General features: G+C 40.1%; 16 protein-coding genes. 8 read left to right on the top strand and 8 right to left on the bottom strand.

The features are described 5' to 3' along the window. Window positions 1–61 precede the first annotated feature (61 nt). Window positions 62–1,138, top strand: coding sequence for a sensor histidine kinase (locus tag V7K79_RS17005; protein WP_335049181.1), 1,077 nt, complete (start codon window positions 62–64; stop codon window positions 1,136–1,138). Between the two features lie 83 nt (window positions 1,139–1,221). Further along, window positions 1,222–1,896, top strand: a complete 675-nt coding sequence (locus V7K79_RS17000; protein WP_335049180.1) for a response regulator transcription factor — start codon at window positions 1,222–1,224, stop codon at window positions 1,894–1,896. A gap of 2 nt (window positions 1,897–1,898) precedes the next feature. Here the strand turns inward: V7K79_RS17000 and V7K79_RS16995 are convergent, their stop codons facing one another. From V7K79_RS16995 to lepB, 5 genes are all read right to left on the bottom strand, one after another. Then, a complete protein-coding gene (locus V7K79_RS16995) occupies window positions 1,899–3,206 on the bottom strand; it encodes a hybrid sensor histidine kinase/response regulator (protein ID WP_335049179.1) in 1,308 nt (435 codons plus the stop codon). A 153-nt stretch (window positions 3,207–3,359) separates the two neighbouring features. Then, window positions 3,360–5,195, bottom strand: coding sequence for a GGDEF/EAL domain-containing response regulator (locus V7K79_RS16990; RefSeq protein ID WP_335049178.1), 1,836 nt, complete (start codon window positions 5,193–5,195; stop codon window positions 3,360–3,362). After that, window positions 5,192–8,869 (bottom strand): ATP-binding protein, encoded by a 3,678-nt coding sequence (locus V7K79_RS16985; RefSeq protein ID WP_335049177.1) that lies wholly within the window; start codon window positions 8,867–8,869, stop codon window positions 5,192–5,194. Before V7K79_RS16985 ends, V7K79_RS16990 begins: the two co-directional genes overlap by 4 nt. Before the next feature lie 528 nt (window positions 8,870–9,397). Then, window positions 9,398–10,192: an MOSC domain-containing protein gene (locus V7K79_RS16980; protein WP_335049176.1), complete on the bottom strand. Its 795-nt coding sequence runs from the start codon at window positions 10,190–10,192 to the stop codon at window positions 9,398–9,400. A gap of 190 nt (window positions 10,193–10,382) precedes the next feature. After that, a complete protein-coding gene (gene lepB, locus V7K79_RS16975; RefSeq protein ID WP_335049175.1) occupies window positions 10,383–11,024 on the bottom strand; it encodes a signal peptidase I in 642 nt (213 codons plus the stop codon). A gap of 253 nt (window positions 11,025–11,277) precedes the next feature. Here lepB and V7K79_RS16970 point away from each other — a divergent pair, with 253 nt between their 5' ends. From V7K79_RS16970 to V7K79_RS16960, 3 genes are all read left to right on the top strand, one after another. Then, window positions 11,278–12,597 (top strand): dihydroorotase, encoded by a 1,320-nt coding sequence (locus V7K79_RS16970; protein WP_335049174.1) that lies wholly within the window; start codon window positions 11,278–11,280, stop codon window positions 12,595–12,597. Window positions 12,598–12,959: 362 nt separating this feature from the next. Further along, entirely contained in the window at window positions 12,960–14,135 is a 1,176-nt protein-coding gene (locus tag V7K79_RS16965) for a patatin-like phospholipase family protein (protein WP_335049173.1), read from the top strand. Window positions 14,136–14,590: 455 nt separating this feature from the next. Then, a complete protein-coding gene (locus tag V7K79_RS16960; protein ID WP_335049172.1) occupies window positions 14,591–15,151 on the top strand; it encodes a nitrate transporter in 561 nt (186 codons plus the stop codon). Between the two features lie 24 nt (window positions 15,152–15,175). Here the strand turns inward: V7K79_RS16960 and V7K79_RS16955 are convergent, their stop codons facing one another. Both V7K79_RS16955 and V7K79_RS16950 read right to left on the bottom strand, forming a co-directional pair. Then, window positions 15,176–16,063 (bottom strand): pirin family protein, encoded by an 888-nt coding sequence (locus V7K79_RS16955; protein ID WP_335049171.1) that lies wholly within the window; start codon window positions 16,061–16,063, stop codon window positions 15,176–15,178. Between the two features lie 73 nt (window positions 16,064–16,136). Continuing rightward, window positions 16,137–16,259, bottom strand: a complete 123-nt coding sequence (locus V7K79_RS16950; RefSeq protein ID WP_335049170.1) for a hypothetical protein — start codon at window positions 16,257–16,259, stop codon at window positions 16,137–16,139. 228 nt (window positions 16,260–16,487) lie between these two features. Between V7K79_RS16950 and V7K79_RS16945 the strand changes: the two genes are divergently transcribed. Further along, window positions 16,488–16,877 (top strand): hypothetical protein, encoded by a 390-nt coding sequence (locus tag V7K79_RS16945; protein ID WP_335049169.1) that lies wholly within the window; start codon window positions 16,488–16,490, stop codon window positions 16,875–16,877. On the opposite strand, the gene V7K79_RS16940 is transcribed toward V7K79_RS16945, so the two are convergent. Beyond that, entirely contained in the window at window positions 16,870–16,995 is a 126-nt protein-coding gene (locus tag V7K79_RS16940) for a hypothetical protein (RefSeq protein ID WP_335049168.1), read from the bottom strand. The genes V7K79_RS16945 and V7K79_RS16940 overlap by 8 nt on opposite strands. A 192-nt stretch (window positions 16,996–17,187) precedes the next feature. Between V7K79_RS16940 and cobJ the strand changes: the two genes are divergently transcribed. Next, a complete protein-coding gene (gene cobJ / locus V7K79_RS16935; protein WP_335049167.1) occupies window positions 17,188–18,912 on the top strand; it encodes a precorrin-3B C(17)-methyltransferase in 1,725 nt (574 codons plus the stop codon). Between the two features lie 776 nt (window positions 18,913–19,688). After that, window positions 19,689–20,702, top strand: coding sequence for a glycosyltransferase family 2 protein (locus tag V7K79_RS16930; protein WP_335049166.1), 1,014 nt, complete (start codon window positions 19,689–19,691; stop codon window positions 20,700–20,702). The last annotated feature ends 34 nt before the right edge of the window (window positions 20,703–20,736 follow it).

Raw genomic sequence — 20,736 nt, 5'->3', positions numbered from 1 at the left:
GGTGAATTAAATAGTTATCCAGATTGGATAATCACAATTTTTTAGTAAATCATAATTGACTATGAAAGAAGCGATAAATGAGCGGGGAAAGACCTATGGGTTAATAGCGATCGCCTTTGCGATCGTGATAGTGTTGGAATTTTCAACACCACCTGAGTACGTATTTGGCTACCTCTACACAGGGACGATTTTGTTAGCGAATTCACGATTGAATCGGGGTGCTGTGTTGGGGATCACTCTTGCAGCTACAGGATTAACATTATTAGACCTGCTTGTTCCTGCAAGAGAAATACTTTATCTCTCAACGTTGGCAAATAGATTGATTGCAGTATTAGCGTTGTTGGTAACAGGTTGGTTAAGTGACCGCAACCACCGCAATGAAGAAGCGATCGCTTATACTCAAGCACAATTACGCTCCCAAGAACAACTAGCTATCATGCGCGAAGATTTTGTTTCTACCCTAACGCATGATTTAAAAACACCCCTATTAGGAGCAATTGAAACGCTGAAATATTTTCAAAATGAGCAATTTGGTGAAATCACGCCCATGCAGGCAAAAGTCTTACAAACAATGGCTCGTAGTCATGGCAGTACACTGCAACTAGTTCAAACACTTTTAGATGTGTACCGCAATGATGCCGAAGGACTGAAACTACAAATATCACCAGTTAACTTGGTGACAGTAGCGGAAGAGATCGTTGCTAGCCTGACTGAATTAGCGAAAACACGTCAGGTTTATATTTCTCTGCATTATGGCGAATCAGATTTTCGCAGCTTTCTCTGGGTAAATGGCGATTCTTTACAACTTGGGCGAGTTTTCAGTAATCTCCTGAGTAATGGCATTAATCATACCCCTCGTGGCGGTAAAGTGGAAGTAGTATTTGAAGGTTATTCTAGCGATCAAGTGGTAAAAATACTCGATACTGGTTCCGGCATTACCGAAAAAGAGTTACCTCACTTATTTGAGAGATTTTATCAAGGAAATAGCGATCGCCACGTCACTGGCTCTGGGCTAGGACTTTATTTGACCAGGCAAATTATTACTGCTCATGGGGGTACAATTTGGGCAGAGAATCGCTCACCACGCGGCGCACTGTTTGGTTTTCGACTCCCAGCTTGTCCGCCACCGGGGAGTTGATAATTGGGCAGGGGAAGTAAAGGAGCAGGGGAAGCAGGGGAAGCAGGAGAGAATAATAATTTCTGACAAATGACTAATGACAAATGACAAAAATCTTACTAGTTGAAGATGATGAATTGTTTCGGCTTGGTCTGCGGATGCGGTTGCAACAAGAAACCAGTTTGGAGATTGTCGCAGAAGCAGAAGATGGGGAACAAGCTGTAGAATTAGCAAATCACTATCCTCTAGATTTGGTCTTGCTGGATATAGGTTTACCGGGAATTGGGGGGATTGAGGCTTGTCGCCAAATCAAGGAGAAGCACCCAAATTTACCAATTCTTGTTTTAACGTCTCGTTCTGAAAAACCCCTGATTTCGCGGTTAATTGCCGCCGGAGCGCAAGGTTACTGTCTTAAAGGTATTCCGGCTGAATCTTTGATATTGGCAGTGCGATCGGTTGCTGCGGGCGCTTCTTGGTGGGATCAAACAGCAACAACTGAAATTAGAGCTGCTTTTGAAGGCAATTCGCTGGCGGTGCAGTCTGCAAAAACTGAGGAATCTTTAGAAAATCCTTTAACGAAGCGGGAGCAAGAAATCTTGGCACTGGTAGCAGCTGGCAAAAGCAATCAAGAAATTGCTGAAATTCTCTACATTGCCCCTGGTACAGTGCGGGTTCATGTCCATGCTATTTTACAGAAACTAGAAGTACGCGATCGCACTCAAGCCGCAGTCTTAGCTATCCAAAAAGGATTGGTAGCACCAGAATTGTTGATTAATTAGATTTATGATTTTGAAAATTGCGATGAGATATCAGGTTGCTCTATGGGAATTTCGATCACAAACTCTGCTCCTTTGCCAACAAAAGAGGTACAACTAATATTTCCTCGGTGTTTTTGGACGATAATCTGATAACTAATAGATAATCCTAGCCCACTACCTTTGCCTACAGATTTTGTGGTAAAAAATGGATCAAATAAACGCGATCGCAACGACTCTTCAATACCAACACCATTATCAGCGATCGCAATTTTGACTAAGTTTAAGTCTGTCACCTCTGTATGAATCCGAATTTGGGGAGTAGAAGATTGATTCCTCACTCCTTCTTCTATTGCATCAATAGCATTATTTAATAAATGCATAAATACTTGATTTAGTTCACTCGCATAACAACTGACTAAAGGCAAGTTACCATAATCCTTCACTACAACAATTGCCGGACGCTCGGCTGCTTCTCTGAGCCGATGTTGTAACATCACTAAAGTATTTTCGATGTCTTCATGGATATTTACTCGTTTCATTTCTGCTTCATCATGCCGAGAAAAATGTTGTAGCGCCAGTACAATTTCTCGAATGCGATCGGAGCCTCTATACATTGCACCTATCAGATTTTGCAGATCATTAATAATAAAATTTAGGTCTATATTTTTGGCTATTTGCTGAACTTTTGGTGTGGGTTTGGGATATTCTTGCTGATAGACCTCAATTATATTTATTAGTTCTTCCACATATTGACCAGCATATTGGAGATTTCCATAAATAAAACTGATCGGGTTATTAATCTCATGAGCCAGCCCAGCCACTAACTGTCCCAGTGCCACCATTTTTTCGTTCTGAATTTGTTGAACTTGAGAAGCTTTCAAGTTGTCAAGAGCTTGTTGGAGTAAAAAGTTTTTTTCTTGCAATTTAACTTGGAGCAAGCGTAAATTAATCTGATTTTCAATTCGCAACACCACTTCTGCACCATGAAAAGGTTTTGCAATATAATCTACACCACCAACATCAAATGCCTTTACCTTATCTACAACATCATCCAGGGCGCTAATAAAAATTACGGGGACTTCACTAGTTTTATTGTCAGCTTTTAGTTGTTGACAAACTTGGTAGCCATCCATATCTGGCATATTGATATCTAACAAAATCACATCGGGCAAAACCATTTGACATGCAGTCAGTGCCATTTTACCGTTTAAGGCTTTGCGAACTTCAAAACCTTGTGCAGTCAACATCGCCGATAAAAGCCGCAAATTATCTGGGGTATCATCGACCACCAAAATATTTCTTTTCTGATGGTTAGTTTGATTAAAATGCATTATTGATCAAAAGTTATGCGTATAATTATTCAGGATAGTAAATTCTTCTTTAAAATTAGTTGATGAACTGCTGTAAGGATTATAGTAGATAGCACTCACAGATTATCTAGCCGAGGATCAACAATGAAATTTTGTTGAAGTGCTATTTAATAGCTACCATTGAGGTGCTGAGGTGAGCAACTTAAGAGCCAGTTGTTGTTCTATAGGTTTAGAAAATAGATATCCTTGAGCAAAATTACAGTTTAAACTTCTCAATTGGGCTAACTGTTCTTGTGTTTCGACACCTTCAGCGATCGCACTCATCCCCATTAAGTTGGCAATGCCAATCATTGCTGGTACTAACCCCATATTTTCTTTGTTCTCCTGCATCCGTTTGACGAAGGATTTATCAATTTTGAGTGCATTTAAAGGAAAGCTGTGCAGGTAACTTAAAGAAGAAAATCCTGTACCAAAGTCATCCATAACCAACTTAATTTTTCGCTGCTTTAGTTGTTGAAGAATTATTTTTATTGCATCTGTATTTTCCATAATTACACTTTCGGTAATTTCTAATTCTAAATATGCCGGATTTATTTTACTTTCATAAATTATTCGGTCAATCTGTTCTACAAAATTCATCTGTAAAAATAATCTTGCACTCAAATTGACACTGATAGTTAGAGGTTCTGGTGTCACTGGATAATGTTGCCAGATGCTTAATTGATGACAAGCTGACTGTAATACCCAAGTATTGATGGCATTAATTAAACCCGTTTCTTCGGCCACAGGAATAAATTCTATGGGAGAAACCAAACCACGAATCGGATGTTGCCAGCGCACCAAGGCTTCAAATCCAGAAATTCTGCCTGTAACCAGAGAAATAATTGGCTGATAGTAAACAAGGAATTCTCGCCTTTCAACACCCCTCCGCAAATCATTTTCTAACTCTAAAAGCTGAATAGCTTCCTGATGCATCGCTGGATTAAAAACGTGATATTTAGCTCTTCCTTGAGCCTTAGCTCGATACATTGCTGTATCAGCATCCCGTAGCAAATACTCTGGGCGATCATAATCTTTATTGCCCCAACTAATACCAATACTGGCATTCATAAAAACTTCATATCTTGATAGTTGAAAAGTGAGTGATAACTGTTGCAAAATCCTTTCAGCAACTTGGATTGCTATATTGATATCTGTGATATTCTCCAGCAGAATTCCAAATTCGTCTCCGCCCAATCGTGCTAAAGTATCAGCAGGTACGAGACATGCTTGTAAGCGGTGAGCAATGGCTATCAGCAATTCATCTCCCACCGGATGACCAAGGGAATCATTGACAACTTTGAAGCGATCGCAGTCCAAAAAAAGTACTGCAAACTGATAACTAGATTCTTGCTTGGCGCGATTAAGAGCATTTTCTAGTCGCCTAATAAACAAAACCCGATTTGATAATCCAGTCAGAGAATCATGCAGTGCTATATCTAGTAGCTGACTTTGCAATTGCTGGCGGGAATCGATTTCTTGCTGGAGTTTTTGGAGAGTTGTTTCTAGCTCACTAGTCCGCTGTTTTACCCGATCTTCAAGTTCAACATTTAGTTTCAATATTTCTAATTGCGCCGATCTCAATGCCAATTGATTTTGTACGCGTACTAAAACTTCTTGAAACTCAAAAGGTTTGGTGATGTAGTCTACACCACCGACTTTAAAAGCTTTAACTTTGTCAAAAACATCATCTAAAGCACTAATAAAAATTACCGGAATATCGGCTGTTAGCTCCCAAGCTTTAAAGGTCTGGCAAATTTCATACCCATCTACTTCTGGCATCATGATATCAAGTAGAATCAAATCAGGTAATAATGTTTGAGTTGCTGTCAATGCCATTTGCCAATTCAAAGCTTTACGAACGTTATACCCTTCCCTTGTCAATATGGAGGATAAAACCCGGAGGTTATCCGCCATATCATCAATGATCAAAATATCTTTTTTATTAGAGTCTAAATGCTCGTAATTCATTCTAAGTTTATTGTAGTCAATTCCATTATTTTCTCAAACTGGTAGTTATTCGCTAAATCCCTGAGAACTTGGAAAACTTGAGCATTATCTGATGGAATTTGCTTGAGTAACTCTAAAATCAGTTCATCGCTACAGCTGGCTGCGGCATAGTGAATCTGTTGGAGCCACTCAGGTGACATTTGTGATAAATGCCCCAGGAGTTCGGCAACACTGACAAAAATCTGTGTAGCTTGATCGGCAACTACTGTGTTTGTGGTTTCTACTTGATTGGTATATTTTAAACCCAGATGTTTGCTCAGTTTTTCCAATAATACTTCCTGTTTGAATGGCTTGCGAATAAAATCATCACAGCCGATGGACAAAATTTTCTGGCGTTCTTCCTCAAAGGCGCTAGCAGTTAGGGCAATAATTATTGTATTTGTATTGGAGCTATCCGGCATTGTTCTAGGGAAGTCGTAAGGGGGAGCCAAGGATGTTGGCATCCTTGATCGCAAAGTGGACGCACCAGAAGCATCATTTTTTATAACACCAGTTGTTTTTGGTGTGGAGGACTCTTTGCGTACAACTTTCACAACCTTACCCTCGCCTGAATCGGTTAAGTCTTCTGCAAGGTACTGGCTCCCCAATGATATCGGTTGTTTCAATTTTAGGAACCTCCGCGACGTATTAGCTGTCCCATGCCCGATTTCTCTTGCTTTAATAATTCTTGTGGCTTCGTAACCGTCCATGACTGGCATTCGCATATCCATAAAAATCAAGTGTGGTTGCCAAGATTCCCAATTAGCGATCGCTTCACTACCATCTGTAGCTTCATTAACTTCAAAGCCTAGAGATGTGAGTATTTTAACTAGCAACATCCGGCTTTCTTTGGAATCGTCAACTACTAGAATACGGTATACTTTTTCACTAAGTGCTAAAGCTCTAATTTGTGATTTAATTTGGTTTATGGGAATTTCTCTGGGGCAAGTTAGAGCAATCTGAACATTAAAGGCAAATGTACTACCGACACCAGGCATCGAGCTGACAGTAATATCTCCTCCCATCAGTTGCACGTATTTACGGCTAATCGTTAAACCCAGTCCCGTCCCTTGTTGGAATTTTCTGCCGATTTCGGTTTGTTCAAAAGCCTCAAACAACAAGTCAAGTTCTTGCGGAGCAATACCACAGCCAGTATCTTGTACCTCAAAAAAAAGAACAGAGGGATAAGAAAGATTTTGCTCCCTAATTTCGCCCTGCTCCTCTCTCCCCCCTATCCCCAGAGGGGGCACTGAGTCCCCCCTGCTCCCCTGCTCTTCTGCTCCCATTCTCACCCGTAGCGTCACCCTCCCTTGATCGGTAAATTTGATCGCATTTCCCAAGAGGTTGAGCAATACTTGACACAGTTTATTTTCGTCCGTTTCTATGTACTTAGGAATATCTGGCGCATATTCAAACACTAATTCTAAATTTTTAGATACAGCGCGCAAGTGCAACATCTCTTCTAAGTTCTTTAACAAATGAATTAAGTCAAAGCTGCTGCAATTTAATGTGATTTTGCCAGCTTCGATTTTAGACATTTCTAGAATGTCGTTAATTAATTTGAGTAAATGTTCGCCAGCACGATTAATTATTGCCAAGTTTTCTTGATGTTCGTTAGATAGGGAATAATCTCGACTCATAACTTGGGTGAAACCAAGAATGGCATTGAGTGGGGTACGCAGCTCGTGGCTCATGTTAGCCAGGAATTCGCTTTTAGCGAGGTTGGCGGCGGCGCTTCGCGCTGCTTCCCGAACAGCCGCTTGTTGTTCCTGTGCAGCGATTTTTTGTGATTGAATCAGTTCTTCTTGGGTGGTTTGCAGTTGCTTGATAACTTGCTGAAACTCTTCAGTACGTTTTTTTACTTGAGTTTCTAAGGTGCGATTGTATTCTGCTAATAACTTTTCTGTTTGTTTGCGTTGGGTAATATCAAAAAATGTGGCGATCGCAAAAGCAAGATTCCCCGATTCATCATAAATTGGCTTTCCTAAAATTTCAATGGGAGTAATCTTGCCACAACGGCGAATTTCTATATCATCAACTCTAGTGCTTTGCCCTTGTAATGCCCTTAAAATCGGCAGGCGATCGCTGGGGTAAAGTTGATCTGTCCCGGCAAGGTAAGCTTGATATACCTCTGACAATTTTTTGCTGCTAACTTCTGCGTAGACGCCTAGCGGCTTGTCGTTAGACATCGCTCCTTGACCTAGAATTTGCTGCCCAATCTGATTTGTATAATAAGGTTCACCCTTAGCATCGGTAATAAATACACCTACCGGCATGGCTTCTAAAAATTGAGTTAGCTGACTGTGATTATGAGATAGTGCCTCATTTAAAACTTGCATTTGGGCATTCTTGGCTTCTAAAGCCCTAAAAGATGCCTGGAGTTGTTTTGCCATAGTTTCAAATGATTTAGCTAGTTCTCCCATCTCATCGGAACGCTGAATATCTGGTGTTTCCTCCCATTCACCTTGAGCAATTTTCTTCGCCGATCTGTTTAATTGTGAAATCGGCTTAATTACCCAACGAGCAGTCAAAATCCCAATTCTTGTAGCCACTAAAAAAGCAACTATGCACAGCAAAATAGTGATGCGGGTGTTGGCATTAATTTGCTCCATAAATTCACCTTCAGGAATCACCGCCACAATTAGCCAATCTAAACCCAGTTCATCCTTCCAGCTTTTTACGTGCACAAAATAACGCATTCCATCGGCGGTAAAACTTAGCTGTTGCTTCCCTACAACAAACTTCAGGCTGCCAAAGCGTCTGATCAAAGACTGTGTTGTGAGTTTAATTAAAGAATTTTGACTATCTAATGCTGATAGACGTTTTCCTTTACCATTAACGATTGTATATGGTGGCTCGCTAGTAGAAGAAGCCACTATTAACCCAGAACGCTCTAAAATAATAAAAGTCTTACCCGACTCTTTGATTTTTAACTTAGCTAAAAACTTGCCAATTTGTGATAAAAGCAAATCAACACTAATCACCCCAACGAATTTGCGATTTTTATCGTAAACAGGGTAGCTGGAAGATATGGATAAAATTTCTGGTTTATCTTCCCATTGATAAACTTGACTCCAAACTCGTTTGCCTATCTTGACTGGATCTGTATACCAAGCTTCTGAGCGAGGATCGTAATTTTTAACTTCCTGCAAATGGCGGCGATTTCCTTGGTTGTCTGTAAGATAAACATAAAGTTTGCCTGTACCACGCTTTGCACTAACTTCATTAATTAAAAGCTGGCCATTATCTAGACGCTCAACACCAATAAATTCACCTTTGGGATTGGCAAAGCTGTTGTAACCAACATTGAAAACCTGCATTTGTTTCCAAAAGTAATTACCCGCGGTTTGAAAGTCTGAAAGGTTGAGCAAACCTAGCTCAATCGCATCTAAGTTGATTTGATTGATTTGCTTTGGGGTTGTTAAATAGCTATCAAGATGCTGCTCAATGCGATCGCAGATTTCATTTTCTAATTGAGTAGCAAGCTCCCTTACCGCTTTTTGACCGTTTTGATACGAAAGATAGCCTACAAGTCCCACTGCACCAAAAATTTGCAAGATAAAGGGCACAATCAGAACATATCTCAGGGGCATCTTGGCATAAACTTTGCCAACTAAGCGATTAAATAATTTGACGGGCTGAAGTTTCGATAACATTCTAGTTTTATTCTTCCCCAGCATCTACTAAATGCGTTTTGCCGTATTAGCTACATTTTATATAAGTACAATTACGGCATACATCGCTCTTTATGAAAATTTTATAGTTTTAGTATAAAATAGTACTGAATATTTATAATTACTTAACTAGCTGACTTTCTCTAACGCCTAATTTTCAAACTTTGTGTAGGAGTACTCCACTATAAAAATCGCCTAGTAGGTACGCCATCGCACCTGAATTTGCTCAGTTTTATCTGGCAATATTTCAACAAATTTTTTCTCTCAGATGAACTGAAATTTCATCAATAAGCTCCAGTATGACATTCTCAAATTCAGGTCGGCATTAGCACCCAATCCTAAATTTAATTTTTAATCGCTGATATCTTGATTTTCTGGTCTGAAAACCTCTGGACTTGTACACAAACTTATCTTGAACTATCAGTAATTTTAAACTTTTTATGCAAATACATAGTAAAAACAAAAAAAAGACCAAAAAACTTACTTAGTCTTTTTCATTTTTAAGAAATTTTAATTTTGTTGTAGAAGTATCTCAACCTCATCGCCGACTTGTAAAGTTTTTCCGGCTGATAATGGAGGCAATTGAGTATTAATACTCAATCTAAAAAAGTGATTAAAAGGCGATGAAGCAACCCAATTTGGCAGAGTTGCTTGTCGCTGGGTTGTAAAGATTTTTTGAAAGTTTGGGTAAGCTTCCCCTAAGTAAGAATTGCGTGTTGGGACTATACAACGCTGACATGGGTTAACCCCAAAAAAGTCTACATCTCCCACTCGAAAGGAGACTAAATCACCTGGTTCGCTAAATAACCGATCTTCCCAAAATGCTGGTACACCACCAATTTCGATGTTGGCACGCATCCGACGGCGCATTTCATCTACACTTAAACCAGGAAACCAAGAAGCTACCTCTACCAATGTCGCCGTACTAATTACCGTTGGGCCAAGTGAGTGTGTATCGTCAGGAAAACCCATCAAAGAGTTTAGTCCCAATGTGACAGCAAACTCAAAATAATCACTCAAAGTTGCTTCTAATGCTTGCCGTTCCCGATCCAGATGAAAAGTTTGTTGTAAGTTGCGATCGGGGATTTGCAACGAGACAGTTCTATTTAAGAGTGCAAATTGTGCTCTTAGTAAATGGATTTTAGCATGACGCTTGCCATTGACAAATCTACCTTGTTTGTCAAAAATGGCAAACTCGCGGTCATATTGTAGTGCTCCACTGGCAAGAACTCTAGCGTTCTCAACTTCAACAGCATCCAGTGATTTTACTGGATACAGTAAAATCTTAGCTAGGTAAGGCGTCATAGCAATATTGGATTTGAGATTTGGCGAAAAGTCGCAGCAATTCCCTTTTAGCGTCTGGCTTTGCCAATGCTAAGAGCGAACTGAACTTTTCAAAACGGATTTTGGATTTTAGATTGGTGATTTAGTAGTCCCCAATCTAAAATCTAAAATTATTTTATTAATGAGCTATTTGAGCAATATTGTTTGTTAATTATGGATATACTGGCGATTTATCGATTCCGCCAATATGATTTAAAGGCCAGAAGCGAACTATCGCACGTCCAATAATATTCTGGCGGGGGACAACACCCCAGCAGCGGCTATCATAACTACTGTTACGATTATCACCCAGTACTAAATATGAATCGGCTGGTATAGTCTGGAGTTTTGCTAAAAAAGGTGGCTGTGGCCCTGATTGGCAAACATCAATAACTGTAGTCTGCCCAGAACTTAGGTAATTAGATTCTGGCAGAGGTTTGTTGTTGATATAGACTTTGCCATCCTTAAGTTGTATTTTTTCTCCAGGTAAGCCAATTATACGTTTAATAAAAGCATCTTGATATTGTTCTTTTTGTAGCTCTTTTGTCGGTGAAAATACTACTATATCTCCCCGTTCTGGGTCAGCAAATTTATACTTCAACTTATCGACAATAATTTTATCTGCCTCCCACTGATTTGGCGTACCATGCAGAGTTGGTTCCATTGATCCAGAAGGAATCCAGCGTGCTTCAGCAACAAAGGTACGAATTCCCAGAGCCAGAACAATGCTTAATACAATTGTTCTACCTAGCTCTGCGATCCAAGAATTATCGGGTTGTTGACTAGAGTTGTTATCAGACACTTGATTATGCATGAAATTACTTAACTTAACGAAAGATGTAGGTAGTTAACTCGCCTAGTGAGACTTTATCTGTTAATCTTAACGGGAAAATTTTAATTTCCTAGTTATGTTTGCATCTTGACTACCAATTTTAGATTGTGGATTTTAAAAATAAACTTTTTTTTAAGGTGAGGCAAAAATTGGTTACTCTGATCGCGAATAAGTTTAACCTAAAAGCATGGTTCTCTGTAATACATAGCTCCCTGTCTAAACTTGGTTACTTCTTATGTCATCGCCAAAAATGTTACTGATTCGCCGCGCTCGCATAATCTTACCCGATGGTGAACTGATGGTTGGGGATGTGTTGACGCGCGATCGCCAAATAGTCGAAGTTGCGCCAGAAATCTCCCAAACAGCATTAGCCACTGAAGTTGACGCAGAAGGCTTAACTTTGTTGCCAGGAGTTATCGATCCGCAGGTGCATTTCCGGGAACCTGGACTAGAACACAAGGAAGATTTATTCACCGCCAGTTGTGCCTGTGCTAAAGGGGGAGTCACTTCATTTTTAGAAATGCCCAATACGCGCCCCCTAACAACGACACAGCAGGCATTAGACGACAAATTAGAACGGGCCTCACACAAGTCCTTGGTTAATTATGGCTTTTTTATTGGGGCAACAGCAGAGAATCTACCAGATTTGCTTTTGGCAAAGCCAACATCAGGAATTAAGATTTTCATGGGGTCGATGCATGGTCAGTTGCTAGTTGATGGCGAAACAGCATTGGAGGCGATATTTGCCAAAGGCGATCGCTTGATTGCCGTTCATGCCGAAGACCAAGCTAGAATCAACCAACGCCGCCAAGAATTTGCCAACATTCACGATCCAGCCGTTCACTCGCAAATTCAAGACGATCAAGCGGCGTTGCTGGCAACCCAACTAGCATTAAAACTTTCTCAAAAATATCAACGTCGGTTACATATTCTCCATCTGTCAACAGCGCTAGAAGCAGATTTGCTGCGTCAGGAGAAACCGAGTTGGGTGACAGCAGAGGTGACACCACAGCATTTGTTATTAAATACTAGTGCATATAAACAGATTGGCACATTAGCACAGATGAATCCCCCTTTGCGATCGCCCCACGATAACGAAGTTCTCTGGCAAGCTTTGCGCGATGGCGTGATTGATTTCATCGCTACAGATCATGCGCCGCACACCTTAGAAGAAAAAGCTCAAGAATACCCCAATACTCCTTCAGGAATGCCTGGGGTAGAAACTTCCCTGGCTTTAATGTTAACTGCGGCGATGGAGGGAAAGTGTACTGTGGCTCAAGTTGTGAATTGGATGTCTAAAGCTGTAGCTGTGGCTTATGGTATTCCGAATAAGGGAGCGATCGCACCTGGTTACGATGCCGATTTGGTGCTTGTAGATTTAAACACATACCATCCAGTCCGGCGGGAGGAACTTTTAACCAAATGCCATTGGAGTCCCTTTGAAGGCTGGAACCTGACTGGTTGGGCTAAAACCACGATTGTCGGTGGTGAAATAGTTTATGACAAAGGCCAGGTAAATACGCAAGTGCGTGGTCAAGCTTTAACTTTCTTATAGTAAGCAAATATTTATTCTACTTTACTAAAGGAACTCCAAATAAAAAAAGACTCAACTACTTTTTGTGGGGTGGGCGTCTCGCCCGCCCCAAGCCTTGGGCAGACTTTTCGGTTCACCCCACAAGTAGTAGTAATTTATTTGTTGTCAGTCCTTAAAACCTTATCTAAAAGCCCAATGCTACGTGTACCCTCTCTACGGAGAAGCTATACGTAATGTCTCGTAGAGAAGATAACTCGTTAAAAAAAACTTAGGTATTTTTCCAGTCGGATAAGAGTAAACAAGCTAATAGAACCGTATTGTGATTCATCTGATAATGCTTGTCCCCAGAAAGATAACCAGAGAAATAATCAAAGAGAATTGCTATGTCCTTCAAAATTTTGGCTTTAGATGGTGGCGGTATTCGTGGAGTTGTTGCAGCACGAATACTTCAGCAAGTAGAACAAGAAATTAAAAATCAGGGAAAAGGAGAGTTTTTACACGAATATTTTGACATGGTTGCTGGCACTTCTACTGGTTCGATATTAGCAGGAGGGATTGCTATCAAAAAAAAGAGCGATGAACTAATTAATCTATATCAACATAGAGGTAAAGATATATTCCCTCTTGAAATAAAAGAGCGCTACAAAAACTTTCCATCCATCATTAAATCAATTATTCAGATATTTTCTGGATCTAAATATTCTCATGATGGAATTATTAGCGTCCTCAAAGATGCCTATAAATCTACAAGAATCAAAGATATCGAAAAACCCATTCTTTTGATTCTTGCTTACGATACGCTATATCGCAACACAACCTTTTTTACAAATTGTCATCCTGATTTAGGAGACAGATGGTACGATGACTGTTATTTATGGGAAATATGTACTGCTTCTGCCTCAGCGCCTACTTTTTTTCCAGCATATAAATTAGAACCTGTAGATAAACAAAAATTTGGTGACTGGGAATTCCCACACATTGATGGAGGAGTTTCTGCTAATAATCCTGCTCTTGCAGCTTTAAGTTTAGCGATGAGGATTAGTCAGTCTTCAGTATCTTCAGAAATCAAGCAAAAATATAAACTAGATAATCTGCGATTGGAAGATATTTCTATACTTTCTATTGGCACAGGTCAAACTGGTCAACCATATCAATATAAGCAAATCAGCAAATGGAGAGGCTTCGACTGGATCAAAAATCTTACTAACATCTTTATGGAACCTACATCTGAGATTGATAGTACTATTTGCCGACAAATCATGGGTGGATATGAGTCTAAACGTTACTTACGCCTTCAGTTTGATTTAAATGAGACATTTCAACCCAAGCCAAAAGAGACTTATAAAGATCCTCGCATTGTCTTACCTCCAGAGGAGCGGAAAAATAAATTTACAGGGGAAAAAGTCAGTGAAGAAATAGATAATACTAATCCCGAAATTATTCAGCAGTTGATAGATACTACCTCTGCATTCATTGATCACGGTTTGACGTACTACACCAGAGATGACTCCGGTTATCCGATAAAAAAGGCGATCGCGTCTTTTATTAGAGATAACTAGCGATTTTTTGTGTCATTATTTACAAGTACTGTACAATTGGTTGGAGTTTGAATACCCATCCAATTGATTTCTACAGTCTGTTCAAGATTTTTTCTGGCTCGTTCCATCACCTTGGATAATCAAGGAGCGATGCCTACGGCGGTAAACTACGCACGTAAGTTATAGCAATAACTACCTTCTTTGATAAATTCTAGAAATTGTATTTAATTTACTAATTAAAATTTCTGTTTCTGATAAAGTTTAGTAAAGTCAAGCTTTGCCTCTTTTTTGTACTACTTATCACATCGTAATCATCCTGAAGTTTTTTAATTATTAATTAACGAGGAGAAGATATAAAAAAACTTTTGACAAAACAATAGAATGTGTAATCAAATACATTTTTTCAGACTTGTTTTGTGTTGTTGCCGCAGTATTTCCCGAATGGTTTTCATGAGAACTGAGGCAGAGAAAATAACATGTTTTTAGATATTTTAGCTAGCCTGCAACGGTTATTTGTTGGTTACATTCCAGCCGTTGTATTGGGTAGTTTCATCGGATATTTAATCGGGATAAATAGCATGATTTATCAGTTATTTAGGCTGATATTTCAGATACCTCATAGTATCCCTCCTATAGCTTTGCTACCTATTGCTCTAATCATGTTTCAAGAAAGCGACTCGGCTGCTATTGTAGTAGTTTTTGTGGGAACTCTCTGGACAATGATTATTAATACGGCAATAGGTATGCAGCATTTCAAGAGACAGAATAATAACTTTCGTGTAGCTATATTTCATATATTTCATGCCTTGAAAGTTAGTATTTGGGTAGCCTGGTTTATTGTTATTGCCACAGAAATGTTAACAGGCCCAAGAGGACTCGGTTTTAGCCTCTGGGATGCTTATAAGGCTGGCAATGCTGATTACATAATCCAGGAAATCTTATACATCGGTATCATTGGCTTTTTGCTGGATCAGTTACTAGATTTCGCAGCCTATATTCTCTCGCAAATGGTTTCAGATGGGAAAAAATCTTCTTAAACTTTATCTAGGCTTGCGGAGCATTTATGAAAAAGGATTAGCTTCTGTTACCACTTTTGGCAGTGCAATAAACTCTGTTTCATCTGGCACGCTAGCAAAGCGAGAGTCGCGCCAATCAACTTTAGCTTGCTCTATTCGCTCTGGTCGGCTAGAGACAAAATTCCACCATTTATAACGTGTACCTAAAGGCTCACCGCCAATAACAATAAATCTAGCAGCAGCAGTAGCAGAAACCCTAGTCTGATCGCCTGACTCAAGAATAGCGAGACGATATTGCTCTATCGGTTGATCGTTAATCCTTAATCCCTCTGTGACACTGTATACTGCCCTTTGTGAATAATCAGTAGGGATAGTGAAGTGAGCGTTGGCAGACAACACTACATCTAAATAGAGGATAGGTGAGAGAACTTTCACAGGTGAGGTATAACCAAATGCTTGTCCAGCAATAAGTTTGATCGTAGCGCCATTTTCTTCCCAGGTGGGAAGGATTTCAGCAGGATAGTGCATGAATCTTGGCTCGGTTTCTTCATCTTCAACAGGCAAAGCGACCCAGGTTTGAATACCATGAATAGTAGTTTCTTGCTGACGGTCAGATTCCGGTGAGCGTTCTGAATGTACAATCCCCTTTCCTGCTATCATCCAGTTGACTGCACCGGGTTGGATTTCCTGCACAGTACCCAAACTATCGCGATGTATTAAAGCACCGTCAAATAAATAAGTTACAGTTGCCAGATTAATATGAGGATGTGGTCGGACATCGATGCCTTGATTGGGGGGCATAACGGACGGCCCAAGATGATCGAAAAAGATAAACGGCCCAACCATTTGGCGATTAGGATATGGCAAACTGCGGCGTGCAAAAAACCTACCTAGATTTTTAACTTCAGGTTCAATCAGTTGAAGGATTGCCATAAATCATCGCAAGTGATTAGTAAATACTGTAATCATTATAAGTATATTTACTTGTAAATAAGCTAATCTTGTTTTACAGAGTTGATGCCAATGCGATCGCAGATGGTTGCTCAGTTTTCCAAGCAATATAGTTAACACGACCCTGTGGATCGACATACTGACGCAATAACCTGTCCCAAAATTCAAAATCAATCATTATTGCTGTGTTTATATGTTATCCGTTGTTTTTACTTATACCTATATTCATTGAATCCTCAAAATAGAATGAAATAGTCTTGATTTAGAGCTAAGGGAATTTTTTAGTTTCGCGATCGCAACGTAGAGTTGAATTTGTACAAGTATTTATTTAACGAATTATAACAATACTATCTTTGGCAACTTGAAATCAGCGATACACTGAGGAAAATTCCTTGAGGAAGCGTTGATGGCACGGTCAAATGGGGTTACAAGTGAAACGTCTGTAGAGGAATTGCCTACAGTTTCAGACAAAAATACGATCGCAATTGAAAATCCGTCTGAGTCAGTGGAGGATGCCCAAGATATTGACGACATATTGAACTCACTAAAAACTTTACTGAGTACTCTAGAAAAGCTCCAAAAAGTCCGGCAGGAAGTAGGCGATATCAAACCGTTAATTGGACGGATGCTTGAGGGAGAATTAGTTGCGGGTGAAGAACTTGAGCAACTCAAAACAGGTGTGAGCAGTCTTTCTCGCCTTGTTCGTGCTTATAATGACCATCAATTAGCGTTGGCTAAAGCACAACCTGCTAGAAACTTACTAGATCAAGTTCTCAAAGAACGTAAAGCTAATTGAGTTGAGACTGGGGATTGGGGAAGAAATCCTTTAAATATTTGGTGGGAGTCCCAATCTCCAACTTAACAAGCGATCGCACTTTTTTAAGAGAATGCGATCGCATTCCTAATTCTCTCAAAAATGTGTAGACGCAAAGCGGCTTATCATAAGATATTGCTTCTGCATCGCCTTAAGCTATGTCTACGGCAGCAAGATATATTCCTTGTAGACATCACATCCCTAATTCCCCAAAATCGTCAATGCAAAGTCGCTACATATCTAAATCTGTGGTTTCATTTGAAGGATATCAAATTTTGCAAGATATCTATTTATGATGAATGTTGCACCTGCCATTGTAATACTGGGTCAAAATAGCGTGACAGTAGCACGCAAAATAATCAGCGTCTTACCAGGAGCAACACTATACGGTTTGGAGGGTCGGACATCAACAGTTGATGTTAGCTTCACGAATTTTGGTGAGACGCTACGCGAGTTATTTATGCAGGGAAAGCCGCTGATTGGCATTTGTGCCGCCGGCATTTTAATTAGGACGCTAGCTCCCGTAATCTCTGATAAACGACAAGAACCACCAGTGCTAGCTGTGGCTGAAGATGGAAGTGCTGTTGTCCCTCTCTTGGGCGGACTTGCTGGAGTCAACGATTTGGCTCGCCGCATTGCTGAAGCCCTTGATGTCAAACCAGCAATTACGACTACAGGCGATTTACGTTTGGGCACAACGTTGTTATCTCCTCCTCCTGGATACTATTTAGCGAACCCAGACGACGCCAAGAAATTTATCTCAGATGTGTTAGCTGGGGCGCAAGTTAAACTTGAAGGAATAGCGCCTTGGTTAAGTGATAGTAAACTGCCTATAGACCCAAAGGGAGATTTGACTATCCAAGTTACAGAACGTTTGGTAACTCCTACAGCCAACTGTCTTGTTTATCACCCAGCAACGATCGCGATCGCAATTAGTGGCATGATTGATGATCCAGTAGCTGTTGTACTAAAGCTACTAACTGATGCCAAACTAGAAAAAGCATCAGTAGCCGGGATATTTGCACCGATCTCTGCCGCCGCCGATCCCGCAATCCACGCGGTAGCTAGCGCCTTGAAAGTGCCCGCCCGCTTTTTTACCCCAAATCAGTTAGAAAGTCTACTTTCACAAGGTTATAGCCCCGCCCAAGCAGCAGCGATCGCCGCCACAGGCACATCCTTGATTACTTCTTCTACTCCCGACATTGCGATCGCTATTGCCCCTGAAGTAATTGATCCCAATACCATCGGTCAGCCACGCGGACGGTTAGCGATTATTGGCACGGGCCCTGGTGGTTCGCTGTGGATGTCTCCCGAAGTGAAGGAGATACTCAAGTCGGCAACTGACTTAGTGGGTTATAAAACTTATTTAGATTTAGTTGGTTCTCTGGCTGATGGCAAGCAACGGCATGAGTCTGACAACCGCGAAGAAGAAGCACGAGCAAAGATGGCTCTGGATTTGGCTGTATCTGGGCGATATGTAGCTGTAGTTTCATCTGGCGACCCCGGTATCTATGCAATGGCAACAGCAGTTTTTGAGGTATGCGATCGCGATGCTAAACCGGAATGGGACAGTATTGACATTCATGTAGCCCCAGGTATCTCTGCGATGCAGGCGGCAGCAGCAGCCATTGGTGCGCCCCTTGGACATGACTTTTGTGCTATTTCTCTGTCTGACATCTTGAAACCTTGGTCTGCGATCGCCCAACGAATTGCGGCTGCTGCTGAGGCTGATTTTGTCATTGCTTTTTACAATCCTGTTTCCAAAGAGCGTACCTGGCAACTAGCAGAAGCGAGAAATATTTTGCTGCGACATCGAACACCAGATACACCAGTAGTGTTGGCCCGGAATCTCGGTCGGCCAGGACAAACGGTAAAAGCGATCGCACTTGAGCAGTTAACACCAGCAAGCGCTGATATGCGGACAATTATTCTCGTTGGTTCCACAAAAACCCGAACCATCAAGCGCCGCGATGGCAATATCTGGGTTTATACGCCGCGTCGCTATACTGAACAGTAGGCACGTCAGCGAAGAGAGCAAGGGAAGCATGATAAGCACTTTTTTAAATTTACTTTTCTAAGCGATCGCATAATAATATCAATTCTTTAAAATAAGGCAACAGATGTAAGCCGGAAAAGTCTTGCTACATCTAAATTTCTCAATTGCGAATTGGTATTAGTCCATATTGAGAGATATGTGATCTAAGAGCAAATGCTTCTCTACAAGACGCTCGGCGAACGATATCATCCTAACGTGCAGTAGAAGACGTAAAGTATGTGACTATCATAAAAGTTCCCAATAGCTTGCAACAGCAACTGGTACATCGTCAAAATTTTGAATTCTCACAACAGCAGTCACAGTTGTGTTACCATACGACACGTATATGTACTTCATTCAAACAAAAATCCCAATATGTCTCACATACCTGCTATGTAAATAAGTAAAAATTATAAATAATCACGCTATTAAAAAATAAATTCTGATTAAACAGAATACATTCACCAAGAGTCAGAATTTATTCTGAATTCTGCACATGGTGGATGAATAATCAGGTTTAATAACTTTACAAAACAATAAAATTTGGTGATGCAATAATTCAGTAGTGGGTATAAATCCCCAATTGATAACGAAGCTCATTCTGTACGAAAGGCTTCTCTCTCAAAGACGCTAACGCGAACGTCAACGAATCCGCAGGTGTCTTGATTTGGACTTCTGAATTCTTATTTCAACAAATTTTCATTGGAATTTTAACATTCTAATCTAAGCATCTAGTGATTAGTCAGGAATTTAGTTTCATGAATCCTAAAGTCTCTGTAATTATCCCTGCTTACAACACTGAAGTTTATATTAAGAAGGCAATAGAGTCAGTTTTAGATCAAACACTCACTGAGCTTGAAGTCATCGTTATAGATGATGCTTCAACTGATCAAACTGTAGAAGTTGCTAAAAGTTTTACCGATCAACGTCTCAAAGTGATAGTTAATCCACAAAACCTTGGGGTTTCTGCTGCGCGTAATCTTGCTATCAGAGCAGCCCAAGGAGAATGGATTGCTGTACTTGATTCAGATGACTGGTATGCTCATGAAAGATTAGAAAAGCTTGTGTTGCTGGCAGAACAAGCAAATGCAGATATGATTGCAGACGATGTTCATTTTATCAAAGATGGTGCAACATCGCCTTGGAGTACATTGATTCAAGAAAGTGGAGAACATATAGATAAAATTCTCCAAATTGATATCGTTTATTTTGTAGAGACTGATGTCTATGGAAAAGCAGGGCTGCATCTTGGTTTAACTAAGCCTATGTTCAAACGAGAATTTTTGGTTAAACACAGGATTGAGTACGATGAAACCCTAAGCATAGCTGAGGACTTTTGGCTTGACATGAAATGCTTAATTAATGGCGCTCGCTTTTTTTTAGTGCCAGAAGCCTATTATTTCTACCGTTCGCGCTCTTTTTCTCTTGTATGTGAAGACCGATTAAAACGTCTAAATCAATCTTGTATATCTACTAATTCTTTCATGCAGCAAAAATTCGTGAAAAAAAATCCAGCTTTAATGAGTGCTCTGTCTTATAATCTTACAGTTTACAACAGAAATCTAGCTTACTATCAAGTTTTCTTGCCTCTCAAACAAGGAAATTGGTTATTGGCATTGAGAGAACTCACGAAAAATCCAGGTGTTTTTTATGATTTTGTTTCTCAATTTAACAATATAATAAAACGTCGATTTCAATACTATGTAATGGGTAATGAATTAGCTTTTGAAATGTCTTATAATCTTCAAAAAAAACGAAGAAAGCCAAGCTAATATCCCAGTTTTTCTAATCTAAAAAATAATAAAT

Origin of the sequence: Nostoc sp. (genome assembly GCF_036917575.1) — a bacterium.
GTDB lineage: Bacteria > Cyanobacteriota > Cyanobacteriia > Cyanobacteriales > Nostocaceae > Nostoc.
Note: the sequence above shows the minus strand (reverse complement) of the source record. Positions and strands in the feature narration are given on the sequence as shown.

Excerpts from the sequence above, each read along its gene's own strand:
- V7K79_RS16960 (WP_335049172.1), top strand. The coding sequence starts at position 14,591 with ATGTTTTTAGATATTTTAGCTAGCCTGCAACGGTTATTTGTTGGTTAC.
- V7K79_RS16990 (WP_335049178.1), bottom strand. The coding sequence starts at position 5,195 with ATGAATTACGAGCATTTAGACTCTAATAAAAAAGATATTTTGATCATT.
- V7K79_RS16980 (WP_335049176.1), bottom strand. The coding sequence starts at position 10,192 with ATGACGCCTTACCTAGCTAAGATTTTACTGTATCCAGTAAAATCACTG.
- V7K79_RS16965 (WP_335049173.1), top strand. The coding sequence starts at position 12,960 with ATGTCCTTCAAAATTTTGGCTTTAGATGGTGGCGGTATTCGTGGAGTT.
- V7K79_RS16950 (WP_335049170.1), bottom strand. The coding sequence starts at position 16,259 with ATGATTGATTTTGAATTTTGGGACAGGTTATTGCGTCAGTATGTCGAT.
- V7K79_RS16930 (WP_335049166.1), top strand. The coding sequence starts at position 19,689 with ATGAATCCTAAAGTCTCTGTAATTATCCCTGCTTACAACACTGAAGTT.
- V7K79_RS16945 (WP_335049169.1), top strand. The coding sequence starts at position 16,488 with ATGGCACGGTCAAATGGGGTTACAAGTGAAACGTCTGTAGAGGAATTG.
- V7K79_RS17005 (WP_335049181.1), top strand. The coding sequence starts at position 62 with ATGAAAGAAGCGATAAATGAGCGGGGAAAGACCTATGGGTTAATAGCG.
- V7K79_RS16970 (WP_335049174.1), top strand. The coding sequence starts at position 11,278 with ATGTCATCGCCAAAAATGTTACTGATTCGCCGCGCTCGCATAATCTTA.
- V7K79_RS16995 (WP_335049179.1), bottom strand. The coding sequence starts at position 3,206 with ATGCATTTTAATCAAACTAACCATCAGAAAAGAAATATTTTGGTGGTC.
- V7K79_RS16955 (WP_335049171.1), bottom strand. The coding sequence starts at position 16,063 with ATGGCAATCCTTCAACTGATTGAACCTGAAGTTAAAAATCTAGGTAGG.
- V7K79_RS16985 (WP_335049177.1), bottom strand. The coding sequence starts at position 8,869 with ATGTTATCGAAACTTCAGCCCGTCAAATTATTTAATCGCTTAGTTGGC.
- V7K79_RS17000 (WP_335049180.1), top strand. The coding sequence starts at position 1,222 with ATGACAAAAATCTTACTAGTTGAAGATGATGAATTGTTTCGGCTTGGT.
- lepB (WP_335049175.1), bottom strand. The coding sequence starts at position 11,024 with ATGCATAATCAAGTGTCTGATAACAACTCTAGTCAACAACCCGATAAT.
- cobJ (WP_335049167.1), top strand. The coding sequence starts at position 17,188 with ATGATGAATGTTGCACCTGCCATTGTAATACTGGGTCAAAATAGCGTG.